The following is a 26,640-nucleotide window of genomic DNA, read 5'->3' as shown; positions in this document are numbered from 1 at the left end:
AGTTTCGCTCGTGATCAAGCCCCGTACGCCGCCCGGCATCATGGAATTGCTGCCGCGCGAGCAGATCGCGTTCCAGCGCATGCTGGACGTCATCCGCCGCAACTATGAGCGGTTCGGGTTCCTGCCGGTCGAAACCCCGGTGTTCGAGCTGTCTGATGTGCTGCTGACCAAGTCCGGCGGCGAGACCGAGCGCCAGGTGTATTTCGTGCAGTCCACCGGCGCGCTGGCCAATGCTGCGGCAGCGGCCGATGAGGGCGCCGAGAACGCTGGCCTGCCCGAGCTCGCACTGCGCTTCGACCTCACCGTGCCGCTGGCGCGCTATGTGGCCGAACACGAGCACGACTTGAGCTTCCCGTTCCGCCGCTACCAGATGCAGCGCGTGTATCGCGGCGAACGTGCGCAGCGTGGACGTTTCCGCGAGTTCTACCAGTGTGATATCGACGTCATCGGCAAGGATGCGCTGAGCATCCGCTACGACGCCGAAGTGCTGGCGGTGATCCATGCGGTGTTCGCCGAGCTGGGCATCGGCGAGTTCAAGGTGCAGTTGAACAACCGCAAGCTGTTGCGCGGTTTCTTCGAAAGCCTGGGCGTGGCCGAAGGCGAGTTGCAGCTGGCCGTGCTGCGCGAGGTCGACAAGATCGACAAGCGCGGCGCCGACTACGTGCGCGACACGCTGGTGGGCGAGGGCTTCGGCATTGCTGCCGAACAGGTGGCCAAGATTCTCGCCTTTGTGGCGGTGCGTTCCAACGGGCATGCCGATGCGCTGGCGCAGTTGCAGGCGCTGGAAGCCTCAGCGAGTGCCAGTGCCACGCTGGGCGAGGGCATCGCCGAGTTGCGTGAAGTGCTGGAGCTGGTCAAGGCGCTGGGCGTGCCGGAGAGCGCGTACTGCCTGAATTTCTCCATCGCGCGTGGGCTGGATTACTACACCGGCACCGTCTACGAGACCACGCTGACCGACCACCCGCAGATCGGCTCGATCTGTTCGGGCGGCCGTTACGAAAGCCTGGCCAGCCACTACACCAAGTCCAAGTTGCCCGGCGTGGGCATCTCGATCGGCCTGACCCGGCTGTTCTGGCAGCTGCGCGAGGCCGGCCTGATCCAGGGCATCGCCGAAAGCAGCGTGCAGGCGTTGGTGGCGCTGATGGACGAAACGCGCCTGGACGATGCGCTGGATATTGCGCGCCGCCTGCGCATCGGTGGCATCAACACCGAAGTGCAGATGGAGCCGAAGAAGATCGGCAAGCAGTTCCAGTACGCCGCACGTGCGGGCATCCGCTTCGTGGTGCTGGCCGGCGACGACGAACTGGCACGCGGCGTGGTGGCGGTGAAGGACCTGGTGCGCGAACAGCAGTTCGAGGTGGCCCGCGACGAGCTGGCCAGCACGCTACAGGTGGAGCTGGAGCAGGCTAAGGTGATGCCGTAAGGCGAGTGGTCGTTGCTGGTTTTCGATTGCCGGCACACGCACTTCAGCATGTGAAGTAATGGGGAGTGCTGCGCGAGGTCTTGCCCCCGTGCGTCCTTCGGGCACCTTCCCCCGTAGGCGGGGGAAGGGCGGCGGGTGTCCTCCACGTCCGAGGCGCTTTCGTTTTGCTTTCTTCTCCCGTCAACGGGAGAAGGTGGCGCGCAGCGCCGGATGAGGGGGGCTTTGGGGCCCTCCTGCAGCTCAGCTAAGAAGCGGGGTGCAACGCTTCACCCAGGCGTAGTTGTTGTTTGCGATTGGCATGGCGCGCAATCCGCATTTGAAGCGATGGACGGTGCTGCACGAAACCTCGTCCCCATCCGTCCTTCAGGGATCTTCCCCCGGAGGCAGGGGAAGGGTCTTGTTCGTTTTCGGGGATGTAAGCCGGAACCCCAGAAAATTCCGTCACCCGTCACCCGTCACCCGTCACCCGTCACCCCTCACCCCAATTCCAACCCCGCCACGAGCGCATCCAGATCGATCAAGTTGCCGTTACTTTGGAAGGTGTAGTGCCCGTTCAGCAGGATGTGTCGCCACGCCGCCGGTGACATCTTCGTGATCAGCAGCACGGCTTTGGCGTTGCCGCTGGCCTGGTACTTCGTCAACAGGCGCGACAGGATCGCCGAGTTGTAGTAGATGATGGCGTTGGCCATCAGCCGTGCGCATTGGTTGCTGATTTCGATTTCGATGTCTGTGTGCCCGGTCAGCTCCTTCTTGCCGCCGACCTGGGCGATGGTCGAGCGTAGCTGGTGGTAGGACTCAATGCGATTCTGCGAGCGGTGCGCGCTGCGTTCCCGTTGCGGGTCGCGCAGGTAGCGCAATGTGTAGATGCTGCGCACCAGCTTATCGAACTCGAAGATGGCGCGCCGCGTCGGGTTCGGCGCGGTGTACGTGCATAGCTTGCGGATCAGGGTGCCCTGAGTCATTTCCTTCAGGCCCAGCGTGGCGACGATCCGGTCGATGTTGCTCTTTTCGCTGACGATGAGTTGCCGATCGATTTGGCCGACCGGTCGGATCAGGCACGTCTCGTACAACGCCGGTTCGTCGGCGCAATACAGATCCTGCAATTGGGCGTCCAAATCGGTGAAGCGCGGCTCGAAGCGCAGTCCGAACCAGTGCAGGATGGCGAAGTTGGCCTTGTTGACGCTGTGCATATCGCCGGTAATCGCCGTTGGCACGATATCCGACGTGTTGCGATACCAGATGTCAAACACGTGGTGCCCTTCGTATTCGTGAGCACCGATTAGGTATCCGTTGAGCGGAACATGGTTGCACAGCAGCGTATAGGCGACGACACCCTTGCCGCGGCCGAAGTATTTGCGCGAGTAGCGCGCTTTCACGGTCGGACGCTCGACGCCGAATTTCTGGCCATCGACCGCACCGTACAGCGCGCCTAGGTCGAACGAGTAATGCGGGAAGATCGGCAGCACGGCGATGGCGTTGCTGATGCAGTCGTTGGCCGCGTGCAGCGATGCTTGCCGTAGGTATTGCTGGTAGGTGCTCTCCAGCACGTGGTACGGGATGTCGCTGGTACGCGCCATGACCAGATTGCCGTGGTTCATTGCCTGGGCAATGATGACTGCCATCAGGCTGTCAGCGTCGGCCACCTTCTTGGCATAGCGTGGTTGCAACGGAGTGAGCGCCGACAAGAATTGACACTGACCGTTGACATAGCGGAACACGTCGGCCACGTCGCAAAATGGCAGTTGCTCGTAGAGTGCCTGCTCATGCGCCTTGTGGTTCTCGCTCTTGGGCTTGCGCCACGTCAGCGTCTGCGTGGCCTTGCCGTAGTCGAGGTGCTTCAGCTTGCCCTGCTTCAGCTCACGGTTGAACGCCAACCACTGCGTTCGCAGTTCTGCCGTCAGTGCAATGAGTTGGGCCTCGATCGGTTCGCGCAGGAACGGGATGTCCATCGGAGCCAGTACATCGGCGTTATCATCGAGCGACACCAACTCGTCAGAGAGGTGCCGATGTTGCAAGCTGTCGTCGAGATAGAGTTCGCCCGACTGGAAGCGCTTCCTGACCTGGCGGTACAGCCAGAACTCGTAGCGGTCTGCGTGCAGGCCGGTCGGCTTGCTGTCGGCGTCGAAGGTCAGCAAGTACGGTCGCAACCGTTTCGGCAACGTCGCTGTTGGACATTCGACGAGCGGACGTTGCGACAGGCGCTGCTGTTTGGCGAACACACTCTTGGCCCAGATCAGTGCTGCCAGCCACGGGTTGCTGGGGTCGGTGCCGGCAAGGTCGAGCGCGACATACAGCGGTCGCAGATGACGGCGCATGCGTTCGGCCAGCCCGTCCACCGCCTGCCAATGCAGGGCCAGCTTGCTCGCTGGTTTGATGCTCATACGATGGCCGACGAGCTGAAGCGCGTCTTTCGGTATGATCTTGTACGCCCGCTGCCGCACGTTGCCGAACGGTGTGGTGTCGGCCACCGTATCGTCGACATAGAGCAACAGCAGGCGTCCGACTCGTGGCGTTTCCTGCTGACGCCGTACCTGCTCGGCGACGAAGGATTGCTTGGCGCCGGCACGACTTTCATCCTCTAGTCGCTTCATGTGATAGGCCATGGCATCGACCAGGTTGTCGGTGAGTTGCCGATAGCGCAGCCAGGCGTAGCACAGCAGGTAGAGATGGGTCTGGTCCGGCTTGAGGTTTCGCAGGTCGTGGACGGTATAGAAGTTCGCCAGGCTCGCGTAGTAACGCACGTTCTGTTGCGAGATGCCCAGCTTGGGCAACAGCGTCTTGGCGATCCCGTGCAGCGGCTCCAAAATGGTGCGCTTCTCGCGTTCACGGGCCATCTGACGCCAGCCGAAATCTTTGGCGTCTTGCCGGAGCACCGCCAATTCGGACAGCGTGTTGTCTCGTACCAAAAGCTGGGATAGCGCGGCTTTGGCCGAATCATCCAGCACTTCGGCCAGCAGGCCACCTAAGCGCCGACGTTCGGCCGACAGCGTGGCGCTCACCAGTTCTTGCACAGTCGTGTAGCCGGGCCGGATGATCTTGCGTTCGTTGAGCCAGACGATCAGCTCGGCGGCGACGAAGCTAGGCGTCACGTCGCGGCGTGCGATCTGGGCGGCCTGCTGCGCGAGTTGTGGCAGAAAATCGGCTGCCCAGAGCCGATAGCCGAACCATTCGGCGATGCGCTCGCGCTGGGTGTAGTGCTCATGTTTGGTGATCGTCTTGCGTTCGAAGTCCTCGCCGTGGAAGTAGCGACTCAGCACAAAGGCGCAATCATCCTCGACTTCGCTCCAGTTGAAGCGGAAAAAGGCGTGCTTGGCCTTGAAGTAGCCGATCTGCAAGACGCAATAGGCCCGCGCATGGAGGCCGGGGCGACTGGCCGCGAACGTCAACTCCGCCTCGGACAACGCCAAGTATTCCAGCCGCTGCGCATCGTCGAAGTCCGGCAGGCCATAAAGCGCTTCCTGCTCGGCGTCCGAGAGGACGGTGAGCAGCTTATTCTTGTTGCTCATCGGCCGTTCTGCCCGTTCCACGCCAACCCTCTCGCTCCAGCGTTTCGATCAAGGTGGTGCGTTTGACGCCGAAGTTGCGGCACACGGCCGCTTTCGACATCCCGCCGTTCAGCGCGGCAATGATGGCCTCCAGCTTTTCGCCGACGATGGCCAGAGGTCGCCCGCCGGTGCGGCCACGCCGCCGGGCAGCGGCTAGGCCCGCGACGACGCGCTCTTGGATCAGGGCCCGCTCGTACTGCGCAAGTGCGCCGAACACATGGAACAGCAACTCGCCGGACGCCGTGCTGGTATCCATTCCCTCGGTCAGCGAGCGGAACGCCACTTGCTTGTCCTTGAGTGAGGTCACGATGGCGAGCAAGTGCGACAGCGAGCGGCCAAGCCGGTCGAGCTTCCAGACCACCAGTACGTCACCGGGCCGGACGAATTCGAGCGCCTTCGTCAAGCCTGCGCGGTCATCCTTCGCGCCTGAGATGCGATCCTCGAACAGGTGTCGGGCATCAACGCCAGCAGCGAGCAGTGTGTCGCGTTGCAAGTTAGTGCTCTGCCGGTCGGAGTCCGACGACACACGCATGTAGCCGACCAACATAGGCGAATAACCATCGGGAACCGGTTTCCGCATGGTAGCGTGTGGCGACGGGGTTTTCCGCACACTTTTTACGGGGTTCTGCGATCACTTGTGCTGGGAGGTTGCCTACATGTCGCAAAACACTTGTTTTGCGACATGCCGGCACCTTGACGCCACTAGGCCATCAGGCCGATAACGGTGTGTAGTTGAAACCGATCAAGCAGCTGTTCGCCTGAGTGGGGCGGTCATTTCTCCCCCCGTTTGCCCACTGTTGCGTTGAACAGGGCAGGAGGCATCACCTGCTCTACAGCGGTCGTTTGCGCCCAGCCGGGAACTGGCTATTTGACATCGACGCCAGACAGGCTACATCCAAGCCCAGTTGGTACCAGATGAAAGTTCACCAACTCAATGGCGGGCGACCCAAGGCATCCAGGCGTTCTGCATCTTCAAGGATCGCAGCAGTTGTGCGCGGCGAAATTGGCTGTGCGTCATCCAGTGCATAGGCTTGCCGCGCAGCATCGGCGGCTAGAGCCTCACGCGTCCGCGGTGAGTGCTCTTGCAACCTTTGACGCGTGTTTCGGGCCAGATCGGGGGCGATGACCGGCATCGAGGAACAGATATCGCCAGGTGCGGGGTTGGCTAGAAAGGCTGTCTCTAGGTCGCGCGCATTTGCATAGAGTTCAGTTTGCGGGTCCTCGATCTCGGCTCTGAATGCGTTTGTCCTGGCCAGCGCGTCGATTGCATCAGGCTTGTCGAAGCGTTCAACTACATTGGTGGATGTTCCGTACGTTTCGGCCCAGTGCGAATCCCTTGGTAGAACGGCCGGACCGTCGGCCCACGAGTCGAGGACTACAGTGGATTCTTCCGCCTCTGCCGAGCCTGGGGGCCGGTAGAGCGCGTAGAGGTGGGTCTGGTCGTAGTCGCGTACGGTCATCATCTGCCCGCCATTCTCCATGCGGACTGCATGCCGACGTGCGTTAATCGCTGCATTGTGATCACAGTTGCCTGCCCCCGCAGCCAGCGCACTGCCTGCCAGTAAACTTTCGTCATTTTCACCGAGACAGTAAGACAGGGAGCTATAAGTGGCGCTCCGTCCGTTGCTGAGCCGCAGATCGCTATCGACATTGCCTCGCCCACGGTGCAAGGCGAGTCGTGTCTCGTGCACCGTCTCTGTAGCATCGGCAAGGCGTTGACGGTCGCTCGCGTCTTCGATGGGTCTGCCGTTGAGTCGCATACCAAGCTGGTAGGCCGCCTGCTGAACTTCGTGCGGTTGTAGTGTTGGCTGCCGGAAGCGCCCCCGCCTCGTTCCCGAAGAGCCGAGTGCCACCAAGCCATGCAGGCTGGGTGAGATGGGCGCCTCGGAGGATGAAGGCGTAGAGGGCGTGGTCTGCTCTGTGGCGTGACTTGCATAGTGGTCGGGTGAACCTGCCACGCTCGGCTTTGAAACGCATAGACCCATTTTTGATCTCCGACAGTGACCTCAGAATCAAGTCTTGCAAAGAGCTCTCTGAATGTCGTTGGTTCACCGAAGTCATGTTTGGGAGCGCGAAAGGTTGGCGCTGGCACCCTGCTCACAATGCCATTGCGAGCGTGCAGCCCAGTCCATGGGGACGTCGGGAGCACGTCAACCGTATGGCCGATTCGGCCTTGACATGAACACACCAGGCTCGATCTGCCGTGATCCGAAATGGCGGCTGGTGACACGAATGGCAAGTACGGGCAAGTACGCCTGCCACCTGAAGCTTTCGACGAACCCTGGGGCTATGCTGACATGCTCAGAGTGCTCGCGGGCCGACGCGACATTCGTAGGTGTGAACTTGACCTGTGATACGCCCAGGGTTCCGGAGACACTCAAGACCCTCGTTGCGCGTAGCGCCGTTCAAACTCTACATGGGACAGGTCGCCAGTTGAACCGTGGCGGCAGTTGAGGTTGTAGAACATCTCGATGTAGTCGAATACCTCGGCGCGAGCGGCGGCGTGGCGACACATCCTGCTGAACGGGCACTACACCTTCCAAAGTAACGGCAACTTGATCGATCTGGATGCGCTCGTGGCGGGGTTGGAATTGGGGTGAGGGGTGACGGAATTTTCTGGGGTTCCGGCTTACATCCCCTATTCGCGCGGCGCCGATGGGCGCGCCGTGTTGCGCTCGTCGATCCGCGAATTTTTGTGCAGCGAGGCCATGCATCATCTGGGCGTGCCGACCACGCGTGCCTTGAGCCTGGTCGGTACCGGCGATGCGGTGGTGCGCGACATGTTCTACGACGGCCACCCGCAGCGCGAGCCGGGCGCGATCGTGTGCCGGGTGGCGCCTTCGTTCATCCGCTTCGGCAACTTCGAATTGCCCAGCGCACGCGGCGATCTCGCACTGCTGAAGCAATGGGTGGATTTCACCATCGCCCGCGATTTCCCGGCGTTGGTCGGTGCCGGCGAGGCGCTCTACGCCGACTGGTTCGCACAGGTCTGCGAGCGTACCGCAGTGATGGTGGCGCACTGGATGCGGGTCGGGTTCGTGCATGGGGTGATGAATACCGACAACATGTCTATCCTCGGTTTGACCATCGACTACGGTCCGTATGGCTGGGTCGACGACTACGACCCGGACTGGACGCCCAACACCACCGACGCGCAGGGGCGGCGCTACCGCTTCGGCACCCAGCCGCAAGTGGCCTACTGGAACCTGGGCCGGCTTGCCCAGGCGCTGGCGCCGCTGTTTGCCGACCAGGCCCTGCTGCAACATGGGCTGGATCGTTTTCGCGATACCTGCCTGGCCTGCGACCGCCACGACACCGCCGCCAAGCTGGGCTTGGCAGAGTGTCGCGACGAGGATCTGCAGCTGATCGACGCGCTGCGCGCATTGATGCGCGAATCCGAGATGGACATGACGCTGACCTTCCGTGGCCTGATCGATCTGTCGCCCGAACATCCGGACCCCGTGCAGCTGCGCGAGGCCTTTTACGACGAAGACAAACGCTTGGCGGATGCGCCGCAGCTGCAGCAATGGCTGCAGCGCTACGCCGCGCGCCTGCAGCAGGATCCACTGTCGCCGGACGCGCGCCGCGCCCGCATGCGCCTGGCCAACCCGCGCTACGTGTTGCGCAACTATCTGGCGCAGCAGGCCATCGACCGCGCCGAACAGGGCGACCCGTCCGGGGTGCAGGAGTTGCTGGAGGTCATGCGCCGCCCTTACGACGATCAGCCCGGGCGGGACGCATTCGCGGCGCGGCGGCCGGAATGGGCCCGCGATCGCGCTGGGTGTTCGATGCTGTCGTGCAGTTCCTGACGCGCTCAGATGCAGGTGTGCCGCAAGTCCGGCGCCGATGGCGCGCGCAGCCTAGAATAGGCGCAACCCCACCGGCCACCACGCCACCGCCCTCATGACTGACTGCAGCCGCTGCGCCGGCACCACTACGTCCGGACCCAACCATTGGTCGGAGCGCATTCGCGACATCGCCGATTTCCCCAAGCCGGGCATCGTCTTCAAGGACATTACCCCGTTGCTGTCGGACGGCCCGGATTTCGCTTCTGCGCTGGACGAAATGGCGCAGCCGTGGCGCACCACGCCGCTGGATGCGGTAGTGGGTATCGAGGCACGCGGTTTCATTCTGGGAGCGGCGCTGGCGCGCGAACTGCGGACCGGCTTTGTGCCGGTGCGCAAGCCGGGCAAGCTGCCCGGGCGCACGCTGATCCAGGAATATGCGCTGGAATACGGCACCGATCGCATCGAAATGCATGAGGATGCGCTGCCGCGCGGGGCGCGCGTACTGATTGTCGACGACGTGCTGGCCACTGGCGGCACGCTGCGCGCGGCCTTGGGACTTGCTGCCCAACTCGAACTCGAAGTCGTTGGGGCAGCCGTGCTGGTGGAGTTGCAGGTGCTGCAGGGTCGCCAGAAATGGGCGAACGATGTCCCGCTGTTGGCGACGCTGTCTTACTGAGCACGCGCGCTGGAAGCGCCCCTGGGTGCGTAGACGTGCGCGCATCCAGGATGGCTCCTGCTCAAGCATGGGCGGCCGGTACGACGCCGGCCGCGCTGCGTTTAGAGCTTGCTGACCCGAAACCGGCGTCCCTTGATCTTGCCTGCGTGCAGATGTGCCAGCGCCTTGGCGACCTGCGCGCGGGCAATGGCCACGTAGGAGCGGGTCGGGTAGATGGCGATCTTGCCGATTGCCGCGCCCGAGAGCCCGGCTTCGCCAGTCAACGCGCCCAGGATGTCGCCGGCACGCAGCTTGTCGGTCTTGCCGCCATCGATGCGCAAGGTGGTCATTGCCGCCTGCGGCAGTTGCGCCGGGCGCGCCGTGGCCAGCGGTGCGCGCGACCATTTCAACGGCTGGCCTTGTTCGGTTTCCAACGCCTGCGCGCGCGCAGTTTCGCGCGGGGCAACCAGGCTCAGTGCCAACCCGTGCTTGCCGGCGCGCGCAGTACGGCCAATGCGGTGGCGATAGGTTTCGGTATCGGTGGGCAGCTCGTAATTGACCACGGCCGAGAGGTCTTCCACGTCCAGCCCGCGTGCGGCCACGTCGCTGGCCACCAGCACGTTGCAGCTGCGGTTGACGAAGCGCACCAGCACTTCGTCGCGGTCGCGCTGTTCCATGTCGCCATGCAAGGCAAGCGCAGAAAGACCGAATTCCTGCAGCGAGCCAGCCACCTCGTCCACTTCCTTGCGGGTATTGCAGAACACCACGCTGGATTCGGGATTGAAGCGCAGCAGCAGGCCGGCGACGGCCTTTTGCCGATAGGTCGGGTCGACCTCGAAGAACTGCTGATCGATCTCCGGTGCGCTATCGGCGCCTTCCACGGTGATCTCGACCGGCTCTTTCAACAGCTCGCGTGCGAGCGTGCGAATACTGTCCGGGAACGTGGCCGAAAACAGCAGGCTCTGGCGATGTTTATCGCAGCGGCTGGCGATCTCGCGGATGGGTTCTTCGAAGCCCATGTCGAGCATGCGGTCGGCCTCGTCCAATACCAGCATACGCACGCCGCCCAGGTGCAGGGCGCGTTTGCGGGCCAGTTCCTGGATGCGACCGGGCGTGCCGACCACCACTTGCGGGTCGTGCGCCTCCAGCGAGGCCAGCTGCGGGCCCAGCGGCATCCCGCCGGTGAGTACCACCAGCTTCATATTGGGGATGCCGGTGGCGAGCTTGCGCAGCTGCTTGCCGACCTGGTCGGCTAGCTCGCGGGTGGGGCACAGCACCAGCGCCTGTGCGCGGGTCACTGCCGGGTCGAGCTTTTGCAGCAGGCCCAGTCCGAACGCGGCGGTCTTGCCGCTGCCGGTGGGCGCCTGGGCGATGACATCGAGCCCCTGCAGGATGGGCGGCAGGCTCTGCGCCTGGATGGGAGTCAGGAGGGTGTAGCCAAGGGCGTCGATGCCGGGGGCCAGGGCCGGCGACAGCGGCAGCGCGGAGAATTCGTTCATGGCGCATTTTAGCGGGAATCGGGAGTAGGGAATCGGGAATCGCAACGGCGAAGGCTTTTCCCATTCCCGATTCCCGATTCCCGTACAATTGCGCCATGCCTTTAATCACTCTGCAAAGCGTCGACTACAGCGTCGGCGGCCCCTTGTTGCTGGAAAAAACCGACCTCGCAATCGAGCTGGGCGAGCGTATCGCCTTGATCGGCCGCAACGGCGCCGGCAAATCGACCTTGATGAAATTGATCGCCGGCGAGCTCAAGCCCGACGATGGCGAAGTGCGCGTGCAGCAGGGTGTGCGCATCGCGCGGCTGGAGCAGGAGGTGCCGCAGGGCACCGGCGGCAGCGTGTTCGACGTGGTGGCCGATGGTCTGGGCGAGTTGGGTCATTGGCTGGCCGAATTCCATCAGCTCAGCCATGCCGAGGTGTTCGACGCCGATGCGTTCGGCAAGGTGCAGGCCAAGATCGATGCGGCTGACGGGTGGGCGCTGGATCAACGCGTCACCGAGACGCTGACCAAGCTGGAACTGGACGGCGATGCGCAGTTCGCGCGGCTGTCCGGTGGCATGAAGCGCCGCGTGCTGTTGGCACGTTCGCTGGTGTCCTCGCCCGATGTGCTGCTGCTGGACGAACCGACCAACCATCTGGATATCGAAGCCATCGACTGGCTGGAAACCTTCCTGAAGGGCTGGAGCGGCAGCGTGCTGTTCGTCACCCACGACCGGCGCTTCTTGCGTGCGTTGGCCACCCGCATCGTTGAAATCGATCGCGGCCAGGTCACCAGCTGGCCGGGCGACTGGGCCAACTACGAGCGTCGCCGCGAGGAACGGCTCAATGCGCAGGCACAGGAGAACGCGCGCTTCGACAAGCTGCTGGCACAGGAAGAGATCTGGATCCGTCAGGGCATCAAGGCCCGGCGCACCCGCGACGAGGGCCGCGTGCGGCGCCTGGAATCGATGCGCAACGAGCGGGTGCAACGGCGCGAGCTCACCGGCAACGTGCGCATGGAGGTCTCGCAGGGCGAGTCGTCCGGCAAGAAGGTGATCGAGGCCAAGCAGGTCGGCTTCGCCTTCGGTGCGCGCACGATGGTCAAGGAGTTTTCCACCATCATCCAGCGCGGCGACCGCATCGGCCTGATCGGCCCCAACGGCAGCGGCAAGACCACCTTGCTCAAGCTGTTGCTGGGCGACCTGCAGCCGCAGCAGGGCGAAATCCGCATCGGTACCAATCTGCAGATTGCGTATTTCGACCAATACCGCTCCACCTTGCGCGAAGACTGGAGCGCGATCGAGAACGTTGCCGAGGGCCGCGATTTCCTGGAAATCAACGGCAAGCGCAAGCACGTGCATGCCTATCTGCAGGATTTCCTGTTCACGCCCGAGCGCGCGCGCGCGCCGATCACCCGGCTGTCCGGCGGCGAGCGCAATCGCCTGTTGCTGGCACGTCTGTTCGCGCAGCCGTCCAACCTGCTGGTGATGGACGAACCGACCAACGACCTGGACGTGGAAACGCTGGAGCTGCTGGAAGAATTGTTGGGCGAATACACCGGCACCTTGCTGTTGGTCAGCCATGACCGCGACTTCCTCGACAACGTGGTGACCTCCACGCTGGTGATGGAAGGCGATGGCCTGATCGGCGATTACGTCGGCGGTTACAACGATTCGCTGCGCCAGCGCCGTACGCCGGTCGGCAATGCGATGGCAGTGGCCAAGGCGTCGGCCACTGCGGTGGCGACCGCGCCCGTGGCTGCAGTGCCTGCGGACAGCGCGCCCAAGCGCAAGCTCAGCTACAAGGATGCGCGCGAGCTGGAACAGCTACCGGCCCTGATCGAGACGCTGGAGCAGCAGGTCGCCGCGCTCACCGAGGCAATGAACGAGCCGGCCTTCTATCAGCGCGACAGTGCGGCGATGGCGGCCCACACCGCCGCATTAGCCGATGCGCAAAAACAACTGGATGCGGCGTACGCGCGCTGGAGCGAGCTGGATAGTTGATTTTTAGGCAGACAATGGAGAGGTCAATGAAAGCCCTGTTCCCGCTGGTGATGTTGGCCTTGGTAGGTTGTGCGTCCACCGGTATCGTGCCGATGGACAAAGATACGTTTATGGTCTCTAAGAGGGCGGCCCAAGCGGGATTCGGACCTCCGGTGGCAGCAAAGGCGGATATCTATCGTCAAGCCAACGAGTTCTGTGCCTCGAGGGGCAAGAAAGTGGAGACGGTGGATTATCAAGGCACCGACTCTGGATTTGGCAGGCCGGCGAGCGCATCTTTGCAGTTCAGATGCATTGAGTGATTCTCACGCGCGCAATGCGCATCGGGGACTGCAAGGGGACTAGTCGGTGACCACAAAGCCGGCAGACCGGGCAACATGCTTCCGTTCCCGAGAGCCTGGGCATTGCCTTTGTTAGTGCTGCATCACGCCGGGGCGCTGGTCGATGACGGCGTGGCGATCGGGTCAGTCGCAGGCGCTTGCGGGCGCAACGAACGCGGCAAAGGTCAGCCCGCGCGCTGACCAGGCATTTGCAACGTCATCGAGGATGTCCAGCAAGGTGTCGCGGTCGCTGGGTGCCGTGCTGGCCAGCGCCTGGGCGCCGTCGATGAGCAGCGCATACCCGTGCGGCGAAGGCAGCCAGGCCAGGTCGCGCAGGGCATCGCTGAGCGCGTCCCAGTTGCGGCCGAAGCTGGCCGGGAAATCCAGTTGCGTGGCCAGGCGCATCAGCAGCATGCGTTTGTCGGCGCAGGCGGCCAGATCCACGCGCAAGATGCGTAAGCCGGCATCGCGGGCGAGCGCCGCCATGGTGTCCAGATCGGCTGTCTCGGCCTGATACACCCCCGATTGCTGCGGATCGGACAGATCCAGCGCGAAGTCGCCTGCGCTCATGGTGCCTGGTCCGGGGTCGGGCCATCGAAGGCTTTGAAGCTCTGGTAATGATCGTCGCTGTAGTACCACGCCTCGGGCGGGGTGCCGCCGGTGACGATGCGGCGTGCGCCGCGATCCGCGCTGCCGGGGGTATCGACAGTGTATTCGTGGTAGTAGCCGCGCGGACGCTCGGGCAGGCGATGCTCGCGATTGCCGAACACGCTGCCGTCCTGCGGATGCGGGAACGGGCCGCCGCGCTGGATCAGCACGATGGTGGCCATCGCCTCGGTCGGCAGAAAGGCGGGCAGACGCGGCACCTCGCGCGTCGGTGCGGTCGCGGCGATCGGTGCGTTGAGTTGCGGCGCGAACTGCGGCTTGGGCGTCTGCATCGCGCGCATGCCCCACAGGCCGGCGACCAGCAGCGCGATGGCGACAATGAGCAAAGCGGGCTTGCGCATGAAGACGGTCCGAAAAAATGGGTACGGCAGAGCAAGTATGCCGATGCGCGACTGTGTCGACTTTGAACGTGGCCGGCACCGGCACGGTTCACGCCCAAGTAACCGGGACATGGTGCAAGGTGTGCGGCGAACATCGTGCGGCATGCGGTGGGATGAAGTTTCCCTGCCAGCACCCTTGGTAAGCGCTGCCGCCGTCCTTACCATTCACCCCGCAACGCCCGGCCTTCGCCGGGCGGCAAGTCCAGGAGATACGCATGGCTTACACCCTTCCGCAGTTGCCCTACGCCTACGACGCGCTGGAACCGAACATCGATGCGCAGACGATGGAAATCCATCACACCAAGCATCACCAGACCTACATCAACAACGTCAATGCGGCGCTGGAAGGGACCGAGTACGCCGATCTGCCGATCGAAGAACTGGTCTCCAAGCTGAAGAGCCTGCCGGAAAACCTGCAGGGTCCGGTGCGCAACAACGGCGGCGGCCACGCCAACCACTCCCTGTTCTGGACCGTGCTGTCGCCCAACGGTGGCGGCGAGCCCAAGGGCGAGGTCGCCAAGGCGATCGACAAGGATCTCGGTGGTTTCGAGAAGTTCAAGGAAGCCTTCACCAAGGCTGCCGTCAGCCGCTTTGGCTCGGGCTGGGCGTGGTTGAGCGTGACTCCGGACAAGAAGTTGGTGGTGGAGAGCACCGCCAACCAGGACAGCCCGCTGTTCGAGGGCAACACCCCGATCCTGGGTCTGGACGTGTGGGAACACGCGTACTACCTGAAGTACCAGAACCGTCGCCCGGAATACATCGGCGCGTTCTACAACGCCGTCAATTGGGAAGAAGTCGAGCGCCGCTACCACGTCGCGATCGCCTGAGGTCTTGCACCGGGCTAGGCCGGGCTAGGCAATGCCTGGCCCGGTGACGGCGGCACCCAACGCACAAGGCCGGGAGCGATCCCGGCCTTGTGCGTTTACTGGGCGCTGTGTGCAGCAACGACCCTGGTCGCGAGGGGCCTTGCAAGGAACGCCTTCGCGCTCGGGCGCGCCCCTAAGTCTTCCGGGCTGCTTGCGAACGGGTCGATCAGAACTTGGCGTCGAACTCGCGGGCGTAGCCGGTGTTGACGATGACCTTCTGCAACGCGTCGCTGATCTTGATGTTGCCGGCCACGATCTGCTGCGTCTCAGGGCCCATGTTGTCCATGCGCGGCGGGGTGGCGCCCTTGTAGTCGCAGACGCGGCCACCGGCCTCGCGCACCAGCAGCACGCCAGCGGCGATGTCCCAGGCTTTGACCCCTGCTTCGAAATAGGCATCGGCGCGGCCGCAGGCGACATAGGCCAGGTCCAGCGCGGCCGAGCCGGTGCGGCGCACGTCTTCGGCCTGTACCAGCAGCGCATCCATGCACTTGAGCTGTGCACTGGCGCGCGCGCGTTCGCGCGGCGGGAAGCCGGTATGGACCATGGCGCCTTCCAGGTCCTTGCGCTCTGCAATACGGATGCGGCGGTCGTTGAGCACCGCGCCTGCGCCGCGGCTGGCGGTGAACAGCTCATTGCGCAACGGGTCGAAGATCACCGCATCGGTCGGTTCGCCGTTTTCCACCAGTGCGATGGACACGCAGTAATGCGGAAAGCCGCGCAGATAATTGCTGGTGCCGTCCAGCGGATCGATCACCCAGGTATAGCGGCCACTCTTGCCGCCCTGCACGCCGCCTTCTTCGCCGAACACGGCGTATTCGGGGTAGCCGCGCTTGAGTTCCTTGGTGATGACCTTCTCGGCATCGGCATCGACTTCGCTGGCATAGTCCATGCGGCCTTTCTGCACCACATTGAGCGCATCGAGCTTGTTGATGCCGCGCAACAGCACATTGCCGGCGAGGCGGGCGGCTTTGACCATGACGGTGACGGCGGGTTTCTGCATGGTTAAAGCTCCCGTGAAGGCAGAATCGGACAATGGCGAAGGTAAAAGAGCGGTCCGGCGCGAAAGCCGGCCGCGCAGTTTACCATCTACGGCCGAACAGCTTCCCGATCTCCGTTCATGTCCGTCAGCCAGCGCATCCGATTTGTTCTTGTGGGTACCCAGCATCCAGGCAACATCGGCGCCGCGGCGCGTGCGATGAAGACCATGGGGGTCTCGCGCCTGGTGCTGGTAGCGCCGGAGCGCGCACTCGACGAAGACGCCTACCGGCGCTCGGCCGGCGCCGAAGACGTGCTGGGCCAAGCGCCGATCTTCGCCACGCTGGGCGAAGCGGTGGCCGACTGCACGCTGGTGATGGGTTGCACGGCGCGCGCGCGCCGGGTGGCACTGGAAGAACTGCTGCCGGACGAGGGCGCGCAGCGCGCATTGGTCAAGGCGGGCGAGCCGGCCGAGGTGGCCTTCGTGTTCGGCCGCGAGCGCACCGGTCTGACCAACGACGAGTTGCAGCTGTGCCACGCCGCAGTCCACATTCCCTCCGATCCGCAGTTCAGTTCGCTCAATCTGGCCGCTGCGGTGCAGGTGCTGGCGTACGAAGTGCGACTGGCGCAGCTGGCGGCAGGCGAGGCCGAACCCACGCCGGCAGCGGCTCCGGGGTTGCGCGACGGGCCGGCCAGCCACGCACAGCTGGAAGGCATGTTCGGCCAGCTGGGCGACACGCTGGACGAGATCGACTTCCACAAGGGCCGTGCGCCGGAGTCGGCGATGCGCAAGCTGCGCCGGTTGTTGCTGCGCGCGGAGATGACCGAGCAGGAGGTGCGGCTGATTCGCGGCATCCTGTCCGATGCGCAGCGCATGGCCATGCTTGCCAGGCAGGCCGGAAACTGACGTCTGTCACATCTTCAAAGATTCGGCTAGGCTGTCCGCGGCTCTAGGGGAGTGTCCGTTTTGCGCGGTCTACGATGGTGTCTGATTGCCTGCTGGCTGATCGCCGGGGCAGGCTTGGCCGTGACGGCTGCGGCAGCGCCTTCCTCGGTCCTGGTGCTTGGACGGATCAGCGATGATCCCGCCAGCCATTACGAGCAGCTCAAGCCCCTGCTGGATTACGTGGTGCCGCGCATGCGCGAGGTCGGGATCCGCCGCGGTGAAATCCTGATGGCGCCCGATGCGCGCCAGATGTCCAGCTATCTGCGGCGCGGCCGGGTCGATTGGGTCAGCGAAACGACCGGTGCGGCGATGCTGCTGGAGCAGCGCGGCAATGCGCACCCCTTGCTCATGACCGAGCGTGGCGGACTGCGCGACTTCCACACGCTGTTCTTCGTGCGCCGCGACAGCCCGATCCAGTCGCTGTCGCAGTTGCGCGGCCACACCCTGGCGTTGCAGAACGCCTCGTCCACCAGCGGCTACCTGCTGCCGATGCTCGAGCTGCTGCGCAACGGCATCGCGTGCGACGTGCTGCTGTCGGCCGACGACACCCCGGCGCGCGGATCGGCCGGCTATCTGATGGTGGGGTCGAAATTGAACGTCGCCGCGTTCGTGCACAAGCACCTGATCGACGTGGGCGCGCTCAGTAATGTGGATTGGGACGACGAACGCCACATGCCACCGGTGTTCAAGCGCGACTTCCGCATCGTGCACCGCACTGCGCCGGTGCCGCGTGCGGTGGAAATGGTGCGCGCAGGGATGGATCCGGTCGTGGAGCAGCGTCTGCGGGTAGTGTTGTTGCAGGCCGCCTCCGACCCCAAGGCCGGCCCGGCACTGAAACGCTTTTTCGATACCACCGGGTTTCGTCCGCTGGATCCCGCCAGCCGCCGACGTCTGCAAGAATTGAGCGCGGGCGTGCAACGCGTCAGGGATCACGTGGAATGACTCAGGTGCGCTTCGGCTTGCAGGCACGCTTTCTGTTGGTGATGGCGCTGACGCTGCTGCTGGTCGGTGCGATTCTGGCTTCGCTGCTGCAGCGACAAAGCGCGATGCAGCGCGAGGTGCGCGGCTTGAGTGCGCAGATCCTGCACGAACTGTTCGATCGCAGCCTGCGCACGCGCGGCGAAACGCTGGCGACCGAGCTGGCTTCCGGATTGGCCAACCCCTTGTATTACTCGGACCTGGGCGCGGTGGGCGCGCTGGTGCGCAATGCCTCGCGCCAGCAGGTGGTGAGCTATGTGCTGGTGTTTGACCGCCATGGCCGGCTGGTGCATGACGGCACGCCGACCTTGCAGCGTTACGGGCAGGCCATGACCGATCCGCTCGCCGCCAAGGCGCTGTCGGCGCAGGCGATGGTGTTGCAGTCCTCGCCGGAGGTGCTGGATGTGACGGTGCCGATCAAGATCGGCGACCAACGCATCGGTGGGGTGCGCGTGGGCATGTCGCGCGAGCGGGTGCGCAAGATCGAAACCGGCGCCAATCTCACCCTGGTGCAGAATCTCAACGCCATCGGCAAGCGCGATCTGGGCTGGTTGCTGGTCCTGCTGGCCGCGCTGGTCGGGCTGGGGGTGTTGCTGGCCATCTACGTGCAGCGCACGCTGGTGGCGCCGATCCGGTTGCTGGCGGCAGCGGCAAAGCAGATCGAACGGGGCGACTACGCGGTGCAGCTGCCGCCGCACCCGCGCAACGACGAGATCGGCGAGTTGATTTCCGCGTTCGGGCGCATGAGCGAAAGCATCGCCCGGCACGACCGCGAAGTGCGGCACATGGCCTACACCGACGCGTTGACCGGGCTGACCAACCGGCTGGGCTTTCGCGAGGGTCTGGATCATCTGCTCCACACCGCGCGCAGCACCGGCAGCAAGCTGGCCTTGCTGTTTGCCGACATCGACGACTTCAAGCGCGTCAACGACACGCTTGGCCATGAGGCCGGCGACGAAGCCTTGCTGCAGTTCGCCAGCCGCATCAGCCGCGCAGTGTCCGCGCTGGGTGGCGACGATGCGATTCTGGCGCGCTTCGGCGGCGATGAGTTCGTGATCCTGCTGCAGAGTGGCGATGTCAGCCTGCTGGCGGCGCAACTGGCCGACCGGCTGGTGCACGAACTGAGCCGGCCGTTGAACGTGCAGGGCCGCGAGGTGTTCCTGGGGACCTCGATCGGCATCACGCTGTTCCCCGATGACGCGCGCGATGCCACCGCGCTGCTGAAGAATGGCGATATCGCCATGTACCAGGCCAAGGTGGCCGGCAAGAACTGCCATCGCTTCTACAGCCGCGCCGCCGACCACGCGGTGGAGCGCCGCGTGCACATGGAGCACGAGTTGCGCGGGGCCTGGGAACGCGACGAGCTGCGCCTGGTCTACCAGCCCATCTACCGCACCAGCGACCGCGTGCTGGTGGGCGTGGAAGTGCTATTGCGTTGGCAGCACCCGGCGTTGGGAACGATTGCGCCGTCCACCTTCATCGATATCGCCGAGCAGAGCGGCCTGATCGAGGTGATCGGCCCCAAGGTGCTGCGCGCGGCCTGCCTGGAGGCGGCGCAGTGGCCCGTGGTGGGCGAGGGCTTGTTCGTGTCGGTCAACGTTTCGCCGCGGCAACTGCGCAGCGGTGCGCTGATCGACACCGTGGCCGGGTGCCTGGCCGAGTCGGGGCTACCGGCCGCGCGCCTGCATCTGGAGCTGACCGAGACCGCGGTGATCGGCGACGAGATGATGGCTGCCAGCCTGCTCGACCAACTGCACCGCACCGGCGTGAAGGTATGGCTGGACGATTTCGGCACCGGCTTCTCCGGCTTGAGCCATTTGCGTCAGGTGCCCGTGGACGGGGTCAAGATCGACAAGAGTTTCATTGCCGACCTGCAGCGCGACCCGGACGATCTGGCACTGACCACCGCGATCATCAACATGGCGCACTCGCTGGGAATCACCGTGGTTGCCGAAGGCATCGAGCAGGAAGCGCAATTCAACCTGTTGCGCGAGCGCGGTTGCGACCTGGGGCAGGGCTACTGGTTCAGCAGGCCGTTGAGTCCTGCCGACATGGTCAAGCTGATCGCGGCGGGGTGAGTGCCGTCGGAGCGTGCCCGGGCGCAACGGGCTGTACTGGATAAGGCTCCATCGCCCCGGTGTGCTCCTGCAAGGCGCATGTCCGGGTCGTTGCAGCGGTCATCGCCAAAGACTTCGCGAAGTGCCCGATAACAGCGTATGAGCGCACCTGGGCGCGATTGGGCGTTACCGGTACAGCTTCATCGCGCCCCGGGGGGCGCTTCTACAACGGATTGGACTGAGCCGAGGGCTGTTACAACGGCCGCTTACCGGTATCGCCGGGAATTTCGCGCACCAGCCGCGGGACCAGGTAGCCGGACAGGCGCGCGGCCAGCTCGGCATGCAGCGCGCGCGCGCGGGCATCGTCCACTTCGAAGTGCGCCACCCCGGCGACCCGGTCGAGCTGATGCAGGTAGTAGGGCAGCACGCCGGCGGCGAAGCTGCGCTCGCTGAGCGCCGCCAGCGCATCCACGCTGTCGTTGACGCCATGCAACAGCACGGCCTGGTTGAGCAATTGTGCGCCGGTGTCGCGCAGCCCCTGCACGGCGGCGTCCACCGCGGGGTCGAATTCATTGGCATGGTTGGCATGCAGGACGAATGCCACCGGCCACGGCAGGCCGCGCAGCCAGGTCTGCAGGGGCGCATCCACGCGCTCGGGCAGCACGATCGGCAAGCGGCTGTGGATGCGCAGGCGCTTGAGATGCGCAATGGCGCCCAGGGCGTCGGTGAGTTCGGCCAGCTTGGAGGTGGCCAGCGAAAGCGGGTCGCCGCCGGAAAGCAGCACTTCCTCGATGCTTGGGTCGGCGGCGATTGCGGCGACGGCGTCGCGCCAGCCATCGCGCGCAGCGGTCTGTTCGGCATACGGAAAGTGGCGGCGGAAACAGTAACGGCAGTGCACCGCGCAGCTGCCGGTGGCGATCAGCAGGGCGCGGCCGCGATATTTCTGGATCACCCCGGCAGCGGTCCTGGCGGCGGCATCGCCCACCGCATCCAGGCCAAAGCCCGGTACCGGCTGCATCTCAGCATCCAGCGGCAGCACCTGGCGCAGCAGCGGGTCGTCGAGGTCGCCATGGCGCATGCGCGTCACAAAGGCGTGCGGCACCCGCAACGGGAACTGCGCGGCGGCGGCATCGCTGATGGCCGCCGCCTGCGCATCCAGGCCCAGCAGCTGCAGCAGCACGCGCGGGTCGCGCACGGCGTCGCGCCACTGCTGCTGCCAGCGCGCTGGCTGCGGGGCGGGGGGCGGGGATGGCTGTAAGGCGAGGGGGGCTGCGGTTATCATGTGCGGTCACAAAACCAAATGCCCGCCGGTTGCGGCGGGCGCCCCATTCTAATCCGACCTGCCACTGCGTGGCGGGTCGTGGTCTTATCGAGGAGCTGCACCATGGCCACTGTTGGCATGAACGACGTCAAGAACGGCATGAAGATCCTGGTCAACAACGAGCCGGCGGTCATCACCGAGACCGAATACGTCAAGCCGGGCAAGGGCCAGGCCTTCACCCGCATGAAGTACCGCTTCATCAAGTCCGGGCGCGTGGTCGAAATGACCATGAAGGCGACCGACGATGTGGAAGTGGCCGACGTGGTCGATACCGACATGCGCTACCTCTACAGCGATGGCGAGTACTGGCACTTCATGGACCCGGAAACCTTCGAGCAGGTGCAGACCGACAAGGCCGGCATGGGCGGCGCCGACAAGTGGCTCAAGGGCGAGGAAGATTGCATCGTGACCTTGTGGAACGGCACCCCGATCTGGGTGCAGCCGCCGAACTTCGTCGAACTGAAGATCACCGAGACCGACCCGGGCGTGCGCGGCGATACCTCCGGCGGCGGCGGCAAGCCGGCCACCCTGGAAACCGGCGCGGTGGTGCGCGTGCCGCTGTTCGTCAACCAGGACGAAATCATCAAGGTCGACACCCGTTCGGGCGAATACTCGGCGCGCGTCAAGTAATCCAGATGCGCCTGGGACGCCGGTCCGGTCGAGCGGTACGCAGCGCCAGTGTCCTGATGGCGCCAGGAGCAGCTGACAAGACGACTGCGCCGCTGCCAGGCTTGGGTGGCCGGTGTGTGGAAGCTGCGTGTGCCACGGGTACGCCGCCGGTCCCGTGGGTCTCCGGCAGTCACCCGACGGCCATTCGCGTCGCGTTGCTGGCCGGGCTGAGCGGCCTGCTGGCGGCCTGCCCGGTGTTTGCACAAACCGCCGGCGCCACCGCCTGCGACGCGCAGAGCGTGGCGGCGGTGGCAGTTGGTGCGGCGTCCGGCGCGGCAGGTGCGGTGCCGGTCGACCGTGCCGTGGCGCAGACCTGCAAGCCGTGGCCATACGACCCATCGATACGGCTGGCGGCCATTGCGTTCGCCAGCGATGCCACCATTGAGGCAGGCGAACGCAACCTCGAGTTGCGCGTTGCCATGCTCGATGCCCGCACTGCCCAGGTCGTGGCGTTGTACACGCAGGACATGGGCGAGGATGCCGGCTTCGAACTTGCTGCCGACAGTCTGCGCCTGGATACCGCACGCTATGACCTGGCGCAAGGCGTACGCGCAGTTGGCGTGGTGGTGCACAGCGTTGCGCGCGGTCCCAGTTGTCCGGATTTCGACAGCAACGATGCGCTGACCTTGCTGGTGCGCGAAGGGCGCCGGTTGCGCCCGGTGCTGCAGCGGGATCTGACGGTGTGGCGGCGGGTGGAAGGCGAACCGTGCAACTGGGGCGCGACGGGTGTGGTGACCGAGCGCGGCACGCTCATCCTGTCGATGGACGCGCCGGTCCACGCGGGCTATGCCGACATCGCACTGACTGCCAACCTGGTGACCTCCACCACCGTCAAGGATGCCGAGGACATCGAGCGCACCCACCGCCAGCGCCAGGTGCTGCGCTACGACGGCACCCGGTATGTGCCTGTGTCACGCTCCGACGACTCCTGGCCGTTCGGCAACTAACTTCAATGGATCCACTCATGACCAATGCCCCGCCCGAACCCTGCGACCTGCTGATCGAGGCCGGCTATGTCGTGCCGATCGAACCGCATGCGGTGGTACTGGAAGACCACGCGGTCGCGGTCAGTCACGGCGTCATCGTTGCCGTGCTGCCGGTTGCCGAAGCACGCGCACGTTTTGCGCCCAAGCAGACCGTGTCGCGGCCCGACGCCGCGTTGATGCCGGGCCTGGTCAATGCGCATACGCATAATCCGATGACGCTGCTGCGCGGCGTCGCCGACGACCTGCCGCTGATGGTGTGGCTGCAGCAGCACATCTGGCCGGTGGAAGCGGCGGTGATCGGGCCGGAATTCGTGGCCGATGGCACCACGCTGGCCATCGCCGAAATGCTGCGTGGAGGCACCACCTGCGTCAACGAGAACTACTTCTTTGCCGATGTGCAGGCGGCCGTTTACAAGCAGCACGGCTTCCGTGCGCTGGTGGGCGCGGTGATCATCGATTTCCCGACCGCCTGGGCCTCCTCGGACGACGAATATTTCGCGCGTGCCGGCGAGTTGCACGACCAGTGGCGCGACGATCCGTTGATCAGCACCGCGTTCGCCCCGCATGCGCCGTACACCGTGAACGATGCCAACTTCGAACGCGTGCGCATGCTGGCCGACCAGCTCGACATTCCGGTGCATCTGCACACGCACGAAACCGCGCAGGAAGTGGCCGATTCGATCAAGCAGTACGGCCAGCGCCCGCTGGCGCGGCTGGATCGCCTGGGCCTGGTCAACGACCGCCTGATCGCGGTGCACATGACCCAGCTCACCGATGCGGAAATCCATCTGTGCGCCGAGCGCGGCGTCAGCGTGGTGCATTGCCCCGAATCCAATCTCAAGCTCGCCTCGGGTTTTTGCCCGGCGTGCGCGCTGCAGCGTGCCGGCGTGAATCTGGCCATCGGCACCGATGGCTGCGCCAGCAACAACGACCTGGACATGTTCAGCGAGAACCGCACCGCCGCGATCCTGGCCAAGGCCGTGGCCAACGATGCGACCGCGCTGGATGCGGCCACCACCTTGCGCGCGGCCACGTTAGGCGGCGCGCGTGCCTTGGGCTTCGGCGACAGGATTGGCTCGATCGAGGTCGGCAAGCAGGCCGACCTGGTCTGCGTGGACCTGGCCGCGCTGGAAACCCAGCCGCTGCATCATGTGTTGTCGCAGTTGATCTACGCGGCCGGCCGCCATCAGGTCACCGATGTGTGGATCGCCGGCAAGCCAAAACTGGTGCAGCGCGAGCTCATCGACATGGATACCGCCGCCCTTCTCGCCAACGCGCGGCAATGGCGCGACCGCATCCGCACCGTCCGCGCCTGAGCGCGCGTCACCGCATCACGGAGCCCCCCGCATGAATTCGAATACGCACGCCAAATCCAGCAATTTCCATCAGAGCGAGCTGGATAAATTCGCCGCGCTGGCCAACCGCTGGTGGGATGCCGACGGCCCGCAGAAGCCGCTGCATGCGCTCAATCCTGTGCGGCTGGAGTACGTGTCCGCGCGGCTGGAACTTGCCGGTGCACGCGTGCTCGACGTCGGCTGCGGTGGCGGCTTGCTCAGCGAATCGATGGCGCGCCTGGGCGCGCAGGTGACTGCGATCGACCTGGCGCCGGAACTGGTCAAGGTGGCGCGTCTGCACAGCCTGGAATCGGGCGTGCAAGTCGACTATCGCGTGCAATCGGTGGAAGACCTGGCCGCCGAACAACCGGGCAGCTTCGATGCGGTGACCTGCATGGAAATGCTCGAACACGTGCCGGATCCGACCGCGATCATCCGTGCCTGCGCCAGCCTGCTCAAGCCGGGCGGCCAGCTGTTCCTGTCCACGCTCAACCGCACCCCAGTCGCGTTCGCGCTGGCGGTGGTGGGCGCCGAATACATCGCGCGCCTGCTGCCCAAGGGCACGCATCACTACAAGGATTTCATCAAGCCGGCCGAGCTTGCGGCATGGTTGCGCAACGCCGGGCTGCAGCTCGAAGACGTCAGCGGCATGCTGTACGAGCCGTGGCGCAATCGCGCCCGCCTGTCTTCGCGTACCGAGGTGAATTACCTGGCGTATGCGGTGAGGCCGTGATGGGCGGGGATTCGGGAATCGGAAATCGGCAATCGCAAAGGCGGTTGGCTGAGGGCTTGAGATTTTCTCGTTTCCGGTGGAGTGCATGCAGTTGCATGCCCGTGGCGCTGTGGTGAGTTTCCCGCGCGCGGTGTTGTTCGATCTGGATGGCACCTTACTGGACAGCGCGCCGGACATGCTCGCCACGGTCAACGCGATGCTGGATGTGCGTGGGCGTGCGCCGGTTGCGTTGGCTTCGCTGCGCCCGGTGGTCTCCAAAGGTGCGCGTGCGATGCTCGGCGTGGCCTTTGCCGAGCTCGATGCCGCGGCGTGCGTCGCGCTGGTGCCGGAGTTCCTGCAGCGCTACGAAGGCTTGATCGGCACGCAGTCGCAGCTGTTTGATGGCATCGAGCAGATGCTGGTGCGGCTGGAGGACGCCGGCTGCGTTTGGGGCATCGTCACCAACAAGCCCGAATATCTGGCGCGCCTGATCCTGCCGCAGTTGGGCTGGGAGCAGCGCTGCGCAGTGCTGATTGGTGGCGACACGCTGGCCGAGCGCAAGCCGCATCCGTTGCCGCTGGTGGTAGCCGCCCAACGCATCGACGTTGCAGCTGCGCACTGCGTGTATGTCGGCGACGATGAGCGCGACATCGTGGCTGCGCGCGCGGCGGCGATGCCGTCGGTCGCGGCGTTGTGGGGTTATCGTCTGGACGACGACGACCCGACGCGCTGGCAGGCCGATGTGCTGGTCGAGCAGCCGCAGGCGCTTTGGAATCCGGCAACGTGGCCGCAGATCTGATCTTTCTTGGTATTTTTCTGGACCCGCCATGAGCCAATCCAGCGCGCTCGACAGTTTTCTCGACAAGTGGGCAACCCGCTGGCCGGAATGGTCGGTTGCCGAACCGTTCGTGCCCGAGCCGCATCGCCGCCTGGCAGTTGCCTGGTTCGCGTTGCTGCAGGAATGGGAAGACATCATGAACATCGCCGGCGACCCGTTGCCGGCCGACGCCAAGCTGGCGTGGTGGCAACAGGAGCTGCGTGACTGGTCGAGCCAGCGCTCGCGGCATCCGTTGGGACGCGTGCTTGAGCCAGTGCGTGCGCCGTGGTCACAGCTGGCCGACACCTTGCCGGCCATGCAGGCCGCGCGCGTCCAACCGCAATCGCTGCAGCACGCGCTAGGGGCATTGCGCACGTTCGCCGAGGCGGTGGTTGCGGTGGAAGCGGTGCTGTTCGCACGGGCACGGCCTGGCGATGCCACTGCGGTGGCGGTGCAATGGCTGGATGCACGCCAACGCGTGGCCGGCGACGGCGCAGCGCCCGGTGGCGTTGCCACGTCCGCCTGGCGCACGCAGCTGTTGCAGGCCTGGCCGCGCAAAGTCGCGTTGGCGCGGCCGCACCGGGTGTGGTCGCGTCTGGCACGGCTGCGCTTGCAGCGCGAGCTGGCGGGCAAGCCTGCCTACCCACCGCCGGTGCAACAGCTATGGCATAGCTGGCGCGCAGCCAGCGGCGCGGACTGAGCGCACAAGCGATACACGGCC

Annotated in this window: 22 protein-coding genes and 3 pseudogenes; 16 read left to right on the top strand and 9 right to left on the bottom strand. The window is 64.8% G+C overall.

The annotated features are described in order from the left end of the window. The first annotated feature begins 10 nt into the window (after nucleotides 1-10). Nucleotides 11-1,423 (top strand): histidine--tRNA ligase, encoded by a 1,413-nt coding sequence (gene hisS / locus ACCQ03_RS08815; protein ID WP_057678907.1) that lies wholly within the window; start codon nucleotides 11-13, stop codon nucleotides 1,421-1,423. Between the two features lie 476 nt (nucleotides 1,424-1,899). Here the strand turns inward: hisS and ACCQ03_RS08810 are convergent, their stop codons facing one another. The 3 genes from ACCQ03_RS08810 to xopE form a co-directional block, all read right to left on the bottom strand. After that, on the bottom strand, nucleotides 1,900-4,929 hold the full coding sequence (locus ACCQ03_RS08810; RefSeq protein WP_209228031.1) for a Tn3 family transposase: 3,030 nt from the start codon (nucleotides 4,927-4,929) through the stop codon (nucleotides 1,900-1,902). Continuing rightward, a complete protein-coding gene (locus tag ACCQ03_RS08805; protein WP_150145896.1) occupies nucleotides 4,913-5,515 on the bottom strand; it encodes a recombinase family protein in 603 nt (200 codons plus the stop codon). Before ACCQ03_RS08805 ends, ACCQ03_RS08810 begins: the two co-directional genes overlap by 17 nt. Nucleotides 5,516-5,891: 376 nt before the next feature. Continuing rightward, nucleotides 5,892-6,953 (bottom strand): XopE/AvrPphe family type III secretion system effector, encoded by a 1,062-nt coding sequence (gene xopE / locus ACCQ03_RS08800; protein WP_412566713.1) that lies wholly within the window; start codon nucleotides 6,951-6,953, stop codon nucleotides 5,892-5,894. 258 nt (nucleotides 6,954-7,211) lie between these two features. Here xopE and ACCQ03_RS08795 point away from each other — a divergent pair. After that, a pseudogene (locus ACCQ03_RS08795) lies at nucleotides 7,212-7,313 on the top strand (plasmid pRiA4b ORF-3 family protein); the annotation flags it as partial. A gap of 32 nt (nucleotides 7,314-7,345) precedes the next feature. Here the strand turns inward: ACCQ03_RS08795 and ACCQ03_RS08790 are convergent. Further along, a pseudogene (locus ACCQ03_RS08790) lies at nucleotides 7,346-7,465 on the bottom strand (IS3 family transposase); the annotation flags it as partial. A gap of 139 nt (nucleotides 7,466-7,604) precedes the next feature. Here ACCQ03_RS08790 and ACCQ03_RS08785 point away from each other — a divergent pair. Together ACCQ03_RS08785 and ACCQ03_RS08780 are read left to right on the top strand one after the other, a co-directional pair. Further along, a pseudogene (locus ACCQ03_RS08785) lies at nucleotides 7,605-8,777 on the top strand (protein adenylyltransferase SelO); the annotation flags it as partial. A gap of 94 nt (nucleotides 8,778-8,871) precedes the next feature. Then, nucleotides 8,872-9,432, top strand: a complete 561-nt coding sequence (locus ACCQ03_RS08780; protein WP_039574658.1) for an adenine phosphoribosyltransferase — start codon at nucleotides 8,872-8,874, stop codon at nucleotides 9,430-9,432. Between the two features lie 101 nt (nucleotides 9,433-9,533). On the opposite strand, the gene dbpA is transcribed toward ACCQ03_RS08780, so the two are convergent. Further along, nucleotides 9,534-10,910, bottom strand: a complete 1,377-nt coding sequence (gene dbpA / locus ACCQ03_RS08775) for an ATP-dependent RNA helicase DbpA (protein WP_209226887.1) — start codon at nucleotides 10,908-10,910, stop codon at nucleotides 9,534-9,536. A gap of 95 nt (nucleotides 10,911-11,005) precedes the next feature. Here dbpA and ACCQ03_RS08770 point away from each other — a divergent pair, with 95 nt between their 5' ends. After that, nucleotides 11,006-12,895: an ATP-binding cassette domain-containing protein gene (locus ACCQ03_RS08770; protein ID WP_209226885.1), complete on the top strand. Its 1,890-nt coding sequence runs from the start codon at nucleotides 11,006-11,008 to the stop codon at nucleotides 12,893-12,895. 26 nt (nucleotides 12,896-12,921) lie between these two features. Continuing rightward, nucleotides 12,922-13,194, top strand: a complete 273-nt coding sequence (locus ACCQ03_RS08765; protein WP_204243822.1) for a hypothetical protein — start codon at nucleotides 12,922-12,924, stop codon at nucleotides 13,192-13,194. A 162-nt stretch (nucleotides 13,195-13,356) separates the two neighbouring features. Here the strand turns inward: ACCQ03_RS08765 and ACCQ03_RS08760 are convergent, their stop codons facing one another. Both ACCQ03_RS08760 and ACCQ03_RS08755 read right to left on the bottom strand, forming a co-directional pair. After that, nucleotides 13,357-13,782 (bottom strand): barstar family protein, encoded by a 426-nt coding sequence (locus ACCQ03_RS08760; protein WP_057679872.1) that lies wholly within the window; start codon nucleotides 13,780-13,782, stop codon nucleotides 13,357-13,359. Continuing rightward, on the bottom strand, nucleotides 13,779-14,219 hold the full coding sequence (locus ACCQ03_RS08755) for a guanyl-specific ribonuclease (RefSeq protein ID WP_057679873.1): 441 nt from the start codon (nucleotides 14,217-14,219) through the stop codon (nucleotides 13,779-13,781). The genes ACCQ03_RS08760 and ACCQ03_RS08755 overlap by 4 nt, the downstream gene beginning before the upstream one ends. Nucleotides 14,220-14,473: 254 nt before the next feature. Here ACCQ03_RS08755 and ACCQ03_RS08750 point away from each other — a divergent pair, with 254 nt between their 5' ends. Then, nucleotides 14,474-15,085 (top strand): superoxide dismutase, encoded by a 612-nt coding sequence (locus tag ACCQ03_RS08750; RefSeq protein ID WP_057679874.1) that lies wholly within the window; start codon nucleotides 14,474-14,476, stop codon nucleotides 15,083-15,085. Nucleotides 15,086-15,290: 205 nt separating this feature from the next. Here the strand turns inward: ACCQ03_RS08750 and ACCQ03_RS08745 are convergent, their stop codons facing one another. Beyond that, a complete protein-coding gene (locus tag ACCQ03_RS08745; RefSeq protein ID WP_057678107.1) occupies nucleotides 15,291-16,124 on the bottom strand; it encodes an inositol monophosphatase family protein in 834 nt (277 codons plus the stop codon). 117 nt (nucleotides 16,125-16,241) lie between these two features. On the opposite strand from ACCQ03_RS08745, the gene ACCQ03_RS08740 reads away from it, so the two are divergent. Genes ACCQ03_RS08740 through ACCQ03_RS08730 form a run of 3 tightly spaced genes read left to right on the top strand, consistent with a single transcriptional unit; the run spans nucleotide 16,242 to nucleotide 20,101 of the window. Next, a complete protein-coding gene (locus ACCQ03_RS08740) occupies nucleotides 16,242-17,006 on the top strand; it encodes an RNA methyltransferase (RefSeq protein WP_057678108.1) in 765 nt (254 codons plus the stop codon). 51 nt (nucleotides 17,007-17,057) lie between these two features. Further along, nucleotides 17,058-17,987, top strand: coding sequence for a phosphate/phosphite/phosphonate ABC transporter substrate-binding protein (locus ACCQ03_RS08735; protein ID WP_057678109.1), 930 nt, complete (start codon nucleotides 17,058-17,060; stop codon nucleotides 17,985-17,987). Continuing rightward, on the top strand, nucleotides 17,984-20,101 hold the full coding sequence (locus ACCQ03_RS08730) for a putative bifunctional diguanylate cyclase/phosphodiesterase (RefSeq protein WP_057678110.1): 2,118 nt from the start codon (nucleotides 17,984-17,986) through the stop codon (nucleotides 20,099-20,101). The genes ACCQ03_RS08735 and ACCQ03_RS08730 overlap by 4 nt, the downstream gene beginning before the upstream one ends. A 232-nt stretch (nucleotides 20,102-20,333) precedes the next feature. On the opposite strand, the gene epmB is transcribed toward ACCQ03_RS08730, so the two are convergent. Next, complete coding sequence (gene epmB, locus ACCQ03_RS08725) at nucleotides 20,334-21,362, bottom strand: EF-P beta-lysylation protein EpmB (protein WP_057687075.1); 1,029 nt, start codon at nucleotides 21,360-21,362, stop codon at nucleotides 20,334-20,336. Between the two features lie 102 nt (nucleotides 21,363-21,464). On the opposite strand from epmB, the gene efp reads away from it, so the two are divergent. The 6 genes from efp to ACCQ03_RS08695 all read left to right on the top strand — a co-directional run bounded on the left by efp (nucleotide 21,465) and on the right by ACCQ03_RS08695 (nucleotide 26,619). Further along, nucleotides 21,465-22,031 (top strand): elongation factor P, encoded by a 567-nt coding sequence (gene efp / locus ACCQ03_RS08720; protein WP_007962665.1) that lies wholly within the window; start codon nucleotides 21,465-21,467, stop codon nucleotides 22,029-22,031. A 5-nt stretch (nucleotides 22,032-22,036) separates the two neighbouring features. After that, nucleotides 22,037-23,017, top strand: coding sequence for a PA3715 family protein (locus tag ACCQ03_RS08715; RefSeq protein WP_459551343.1), 981 nt, complete (start codon nucleotides 22,037-22,039; stop codon nucleotides 23,015-23,017). Nucleotides 23,018-23,034: 17 nt separating this feature from the next. After that, the gene (locus ACCQ03_RS08710) at nucleotides 23,035-24,372 is read left to right on the top strand and encodes a TRZ/ATZ family hydrolase (RefSeq protein ID WP_057678818.1); all 1,338 of its coding nucleotides are present in this window, start codon (nucleotides 23,035-23,037) and stop codon (nucleotides 24,370-24,372) included. A 31-nt stretch (nucleotides 24,373-24,403) separates the two neighbouring features. After that, on the top strand, nucleotides 24,404-25,123 hold the full coding sequence (ubiG, locus tag ACCQ03_RS08705; RefSeq protein ID WP_209226880.1) for a bifunctional 2-polyprenyl-6-hydroxyphenol methylase/3-demethylubiquinol 3-O-methyltransferase UbiG: 720 nt from the start codon (nucleotides 24,404-24,406) through the stop codon (nucleotides 25,121-25,123). An 85-nt stretch (nucleotides 25,124-25,208) separates the two neighbouring features. Next, the gene (locus tag ACCQ03_RS08700) at nucleotides 25,209-25,901 is read left to right on the top strand and encodes a phosphoglycolate phosphatase (protein ID WP_209226876.1); all 693 of its coding nucleotides are present in this window, start codon (nucleotides 25,209-25,211) and stop codon (nucleotides 25,899-25,901) included. A gap of 28 nt (nucleotides 25,902-25,929) precedes the next feature. After that, the gene (locus ACCQ03_RS08695) at nucleotides 25,930-26,619 is read left to right on the top strand and encodes an isoprenoid biosynthesis enzyme family protein (protein WP_209226874.1); all 690 of its coding nucleotides are present in this window, start codon (nucleotides 25,930-25,932) and stop codon (nucleotides 26,617-26,619) included. The last annotated feature ends 21 nt before the right edge of the window (nucleotides 26,620-26,640 follow it).

The organism is Xanthomonas sp. NCPPB 3569 (assembly GCF_041475645.2).
Classification (GTDB): domain Bacteria; phylum Pseudomonadota; class Gammaproteobacteria; order Xanthomonadales; family Xanthomonadaceae; genus Xanthomonas; species Xanthomonas phaseoli.
Note: the sequence above shows the minus strand (reverse complement) of the source record. Positions and strands in the feature narration are given on the sequence as shown.

Excerpts from the sequence above, each read along its gene's own strand:
- ACCQ03_RS08765 (WP_204243822.1), top strand. The coding sequence starts at position 12,922 with ATGAAAGCCCTGTTCCCGCTGGTGATGTTGGCCTTGGTAGGTTGTGCG.
- ubiG (WP_209226880.1), top strand. The coding sequence starts at position 24,404 with ATGAATTCGAATACGCACGCCAAATCCAGCAATTTCCATCAGAGCGAG.
- ACCQ03_RS08695 (WP_209226874.1), top strand. The coding sequence starts at position 25,930 with ATGAGCCAATCCAGCGCGCTCGACAGTTTTCTCGACAAGTGGGCAACC.
- xopE (WP_412566713.1), bottom strand. The coding sequence starts at position 6,953 with ATGGGTCTATGCGTTTCAAAGCCGAGCGTGGCAGGTTCACCCGACCAC.
- ACCQ03_RS08750 (WP_057679874.1), top strand. The coding sequence starts at position 14,474 with ATGGCTTACACCCTTCCGCAGTTGCCCTACGCCTACGACGCGCTGGAA.
- ACCQ03_RS08745 (WP_057678107.1), bottom strand. The coding sequence starts at position 16,124 with ATGCAGAAACCCGCCGTCACCGTCATGGTCAAAGCCGCCCGCCTCGCC.
- ACCQ03_RS08755 (WP_057679873.1), bottom strand. The coding sequence starts at position 14,219 with ATGCGCAAGCCCGCTTTGCTCATTGTCGCCATCGCGCTGCTGGTCGCC.
- dbpA (WP_209226887.1), bottom strand. The coding sequence starts at position 10,910 with ATGAACGAATTCTCCGCGCTGCCGCTGTCGCCGGCCCTGGCCCCCGGC.
- ACCQ03_RS08700 (WP_209226876.1), top strand. The coding sequence starts at position 25,209 with ATGCAGTTGCATGCCCGTGGCGCTGTGGTGAGTTTCCCGCGCGCGGTG.
- ACCQ03_RS08780 (WP_039574658.1), top strand. The coding sequence starts at position 8,872 with ATGACTGACTGCAGCCGCTGCGCCGGCACCACTACGTCCGGACCCAAC.
- efp (WP_007962665.1), top strand. The coding sequence starts at position 21,465 with ATGGCCACTGTTGGCATGAACGACGTCAAGAACGGCATGAAGATCCTG.
- ACCQ03_RS08805 (WP_150145896.1), bottom strand. The coding sequence starts at position 5,515 with ATGTTGGTCGGCTACATGCGTGTGTCGTCGGACTCCGACCGGCAGAGC.
- ACCQ03_RS08710 (WP_057678818.1), top strand. The coding sequence starts at position 23,035 with ATGACCAATGCCCCGCCCGAACCCTGCGACCTGCTGATCGAGGCCGGC.
- ACCQ03_RS08730 (WP_057678110.1), top strand. The coding sequence starts at position 17,984 with ATGACTCAGGTGCGCTTCGGCTTGCAGGCACGCTTTCTGTTGGTGATG.
- ACCQ03_RS08715 (WP_459551343.1), top strand. The coding sequence starts at position 22,037 with ATGCGCCTGGGACGCCGGTCCGGTCGAGCGGTACGCAGCGCCAGTGTC.
- ACCQ03_RS08740 (WP_057678108.1), top strand. The coding sequence starts at position 16,242 with ATGTCCGTCAGCCAGCGCATCCGATTTGTTCTTGTGGGTACCCAGCAT.
- ACCQ03_RS08760 (WP_057679872.1), bottom strand. The coding sequence starts at position 13,782 with ATGAGCGCAGGCGACTTCGCGCTGGATCTGTCCGATCCGCAGCAATCG.
- epmB (WP_057687075.1), bottom strand. The coding sequence starts at position 21,362 with ATGATAACCGCAGCCCCCCTCGCCTTACAGCCATCCCCGCCCCCCGCC.
- ACCQ03_RS08810 (WP_209228031.1), bottom strand. The coding sequence starts at position 4,929 with ATGAGCAACAAGAATAAGCTGCTCACCGTCCTCTCGGACGCCGAGCAG.
- ACCQ03_RS08770 (WP_209226885.1), top strand. The coding sequence starts at position 11,006 with ATGCCTTTAATCACTCTGCAAAGCGTCGACTACAGCGTCGGCGGCCCC.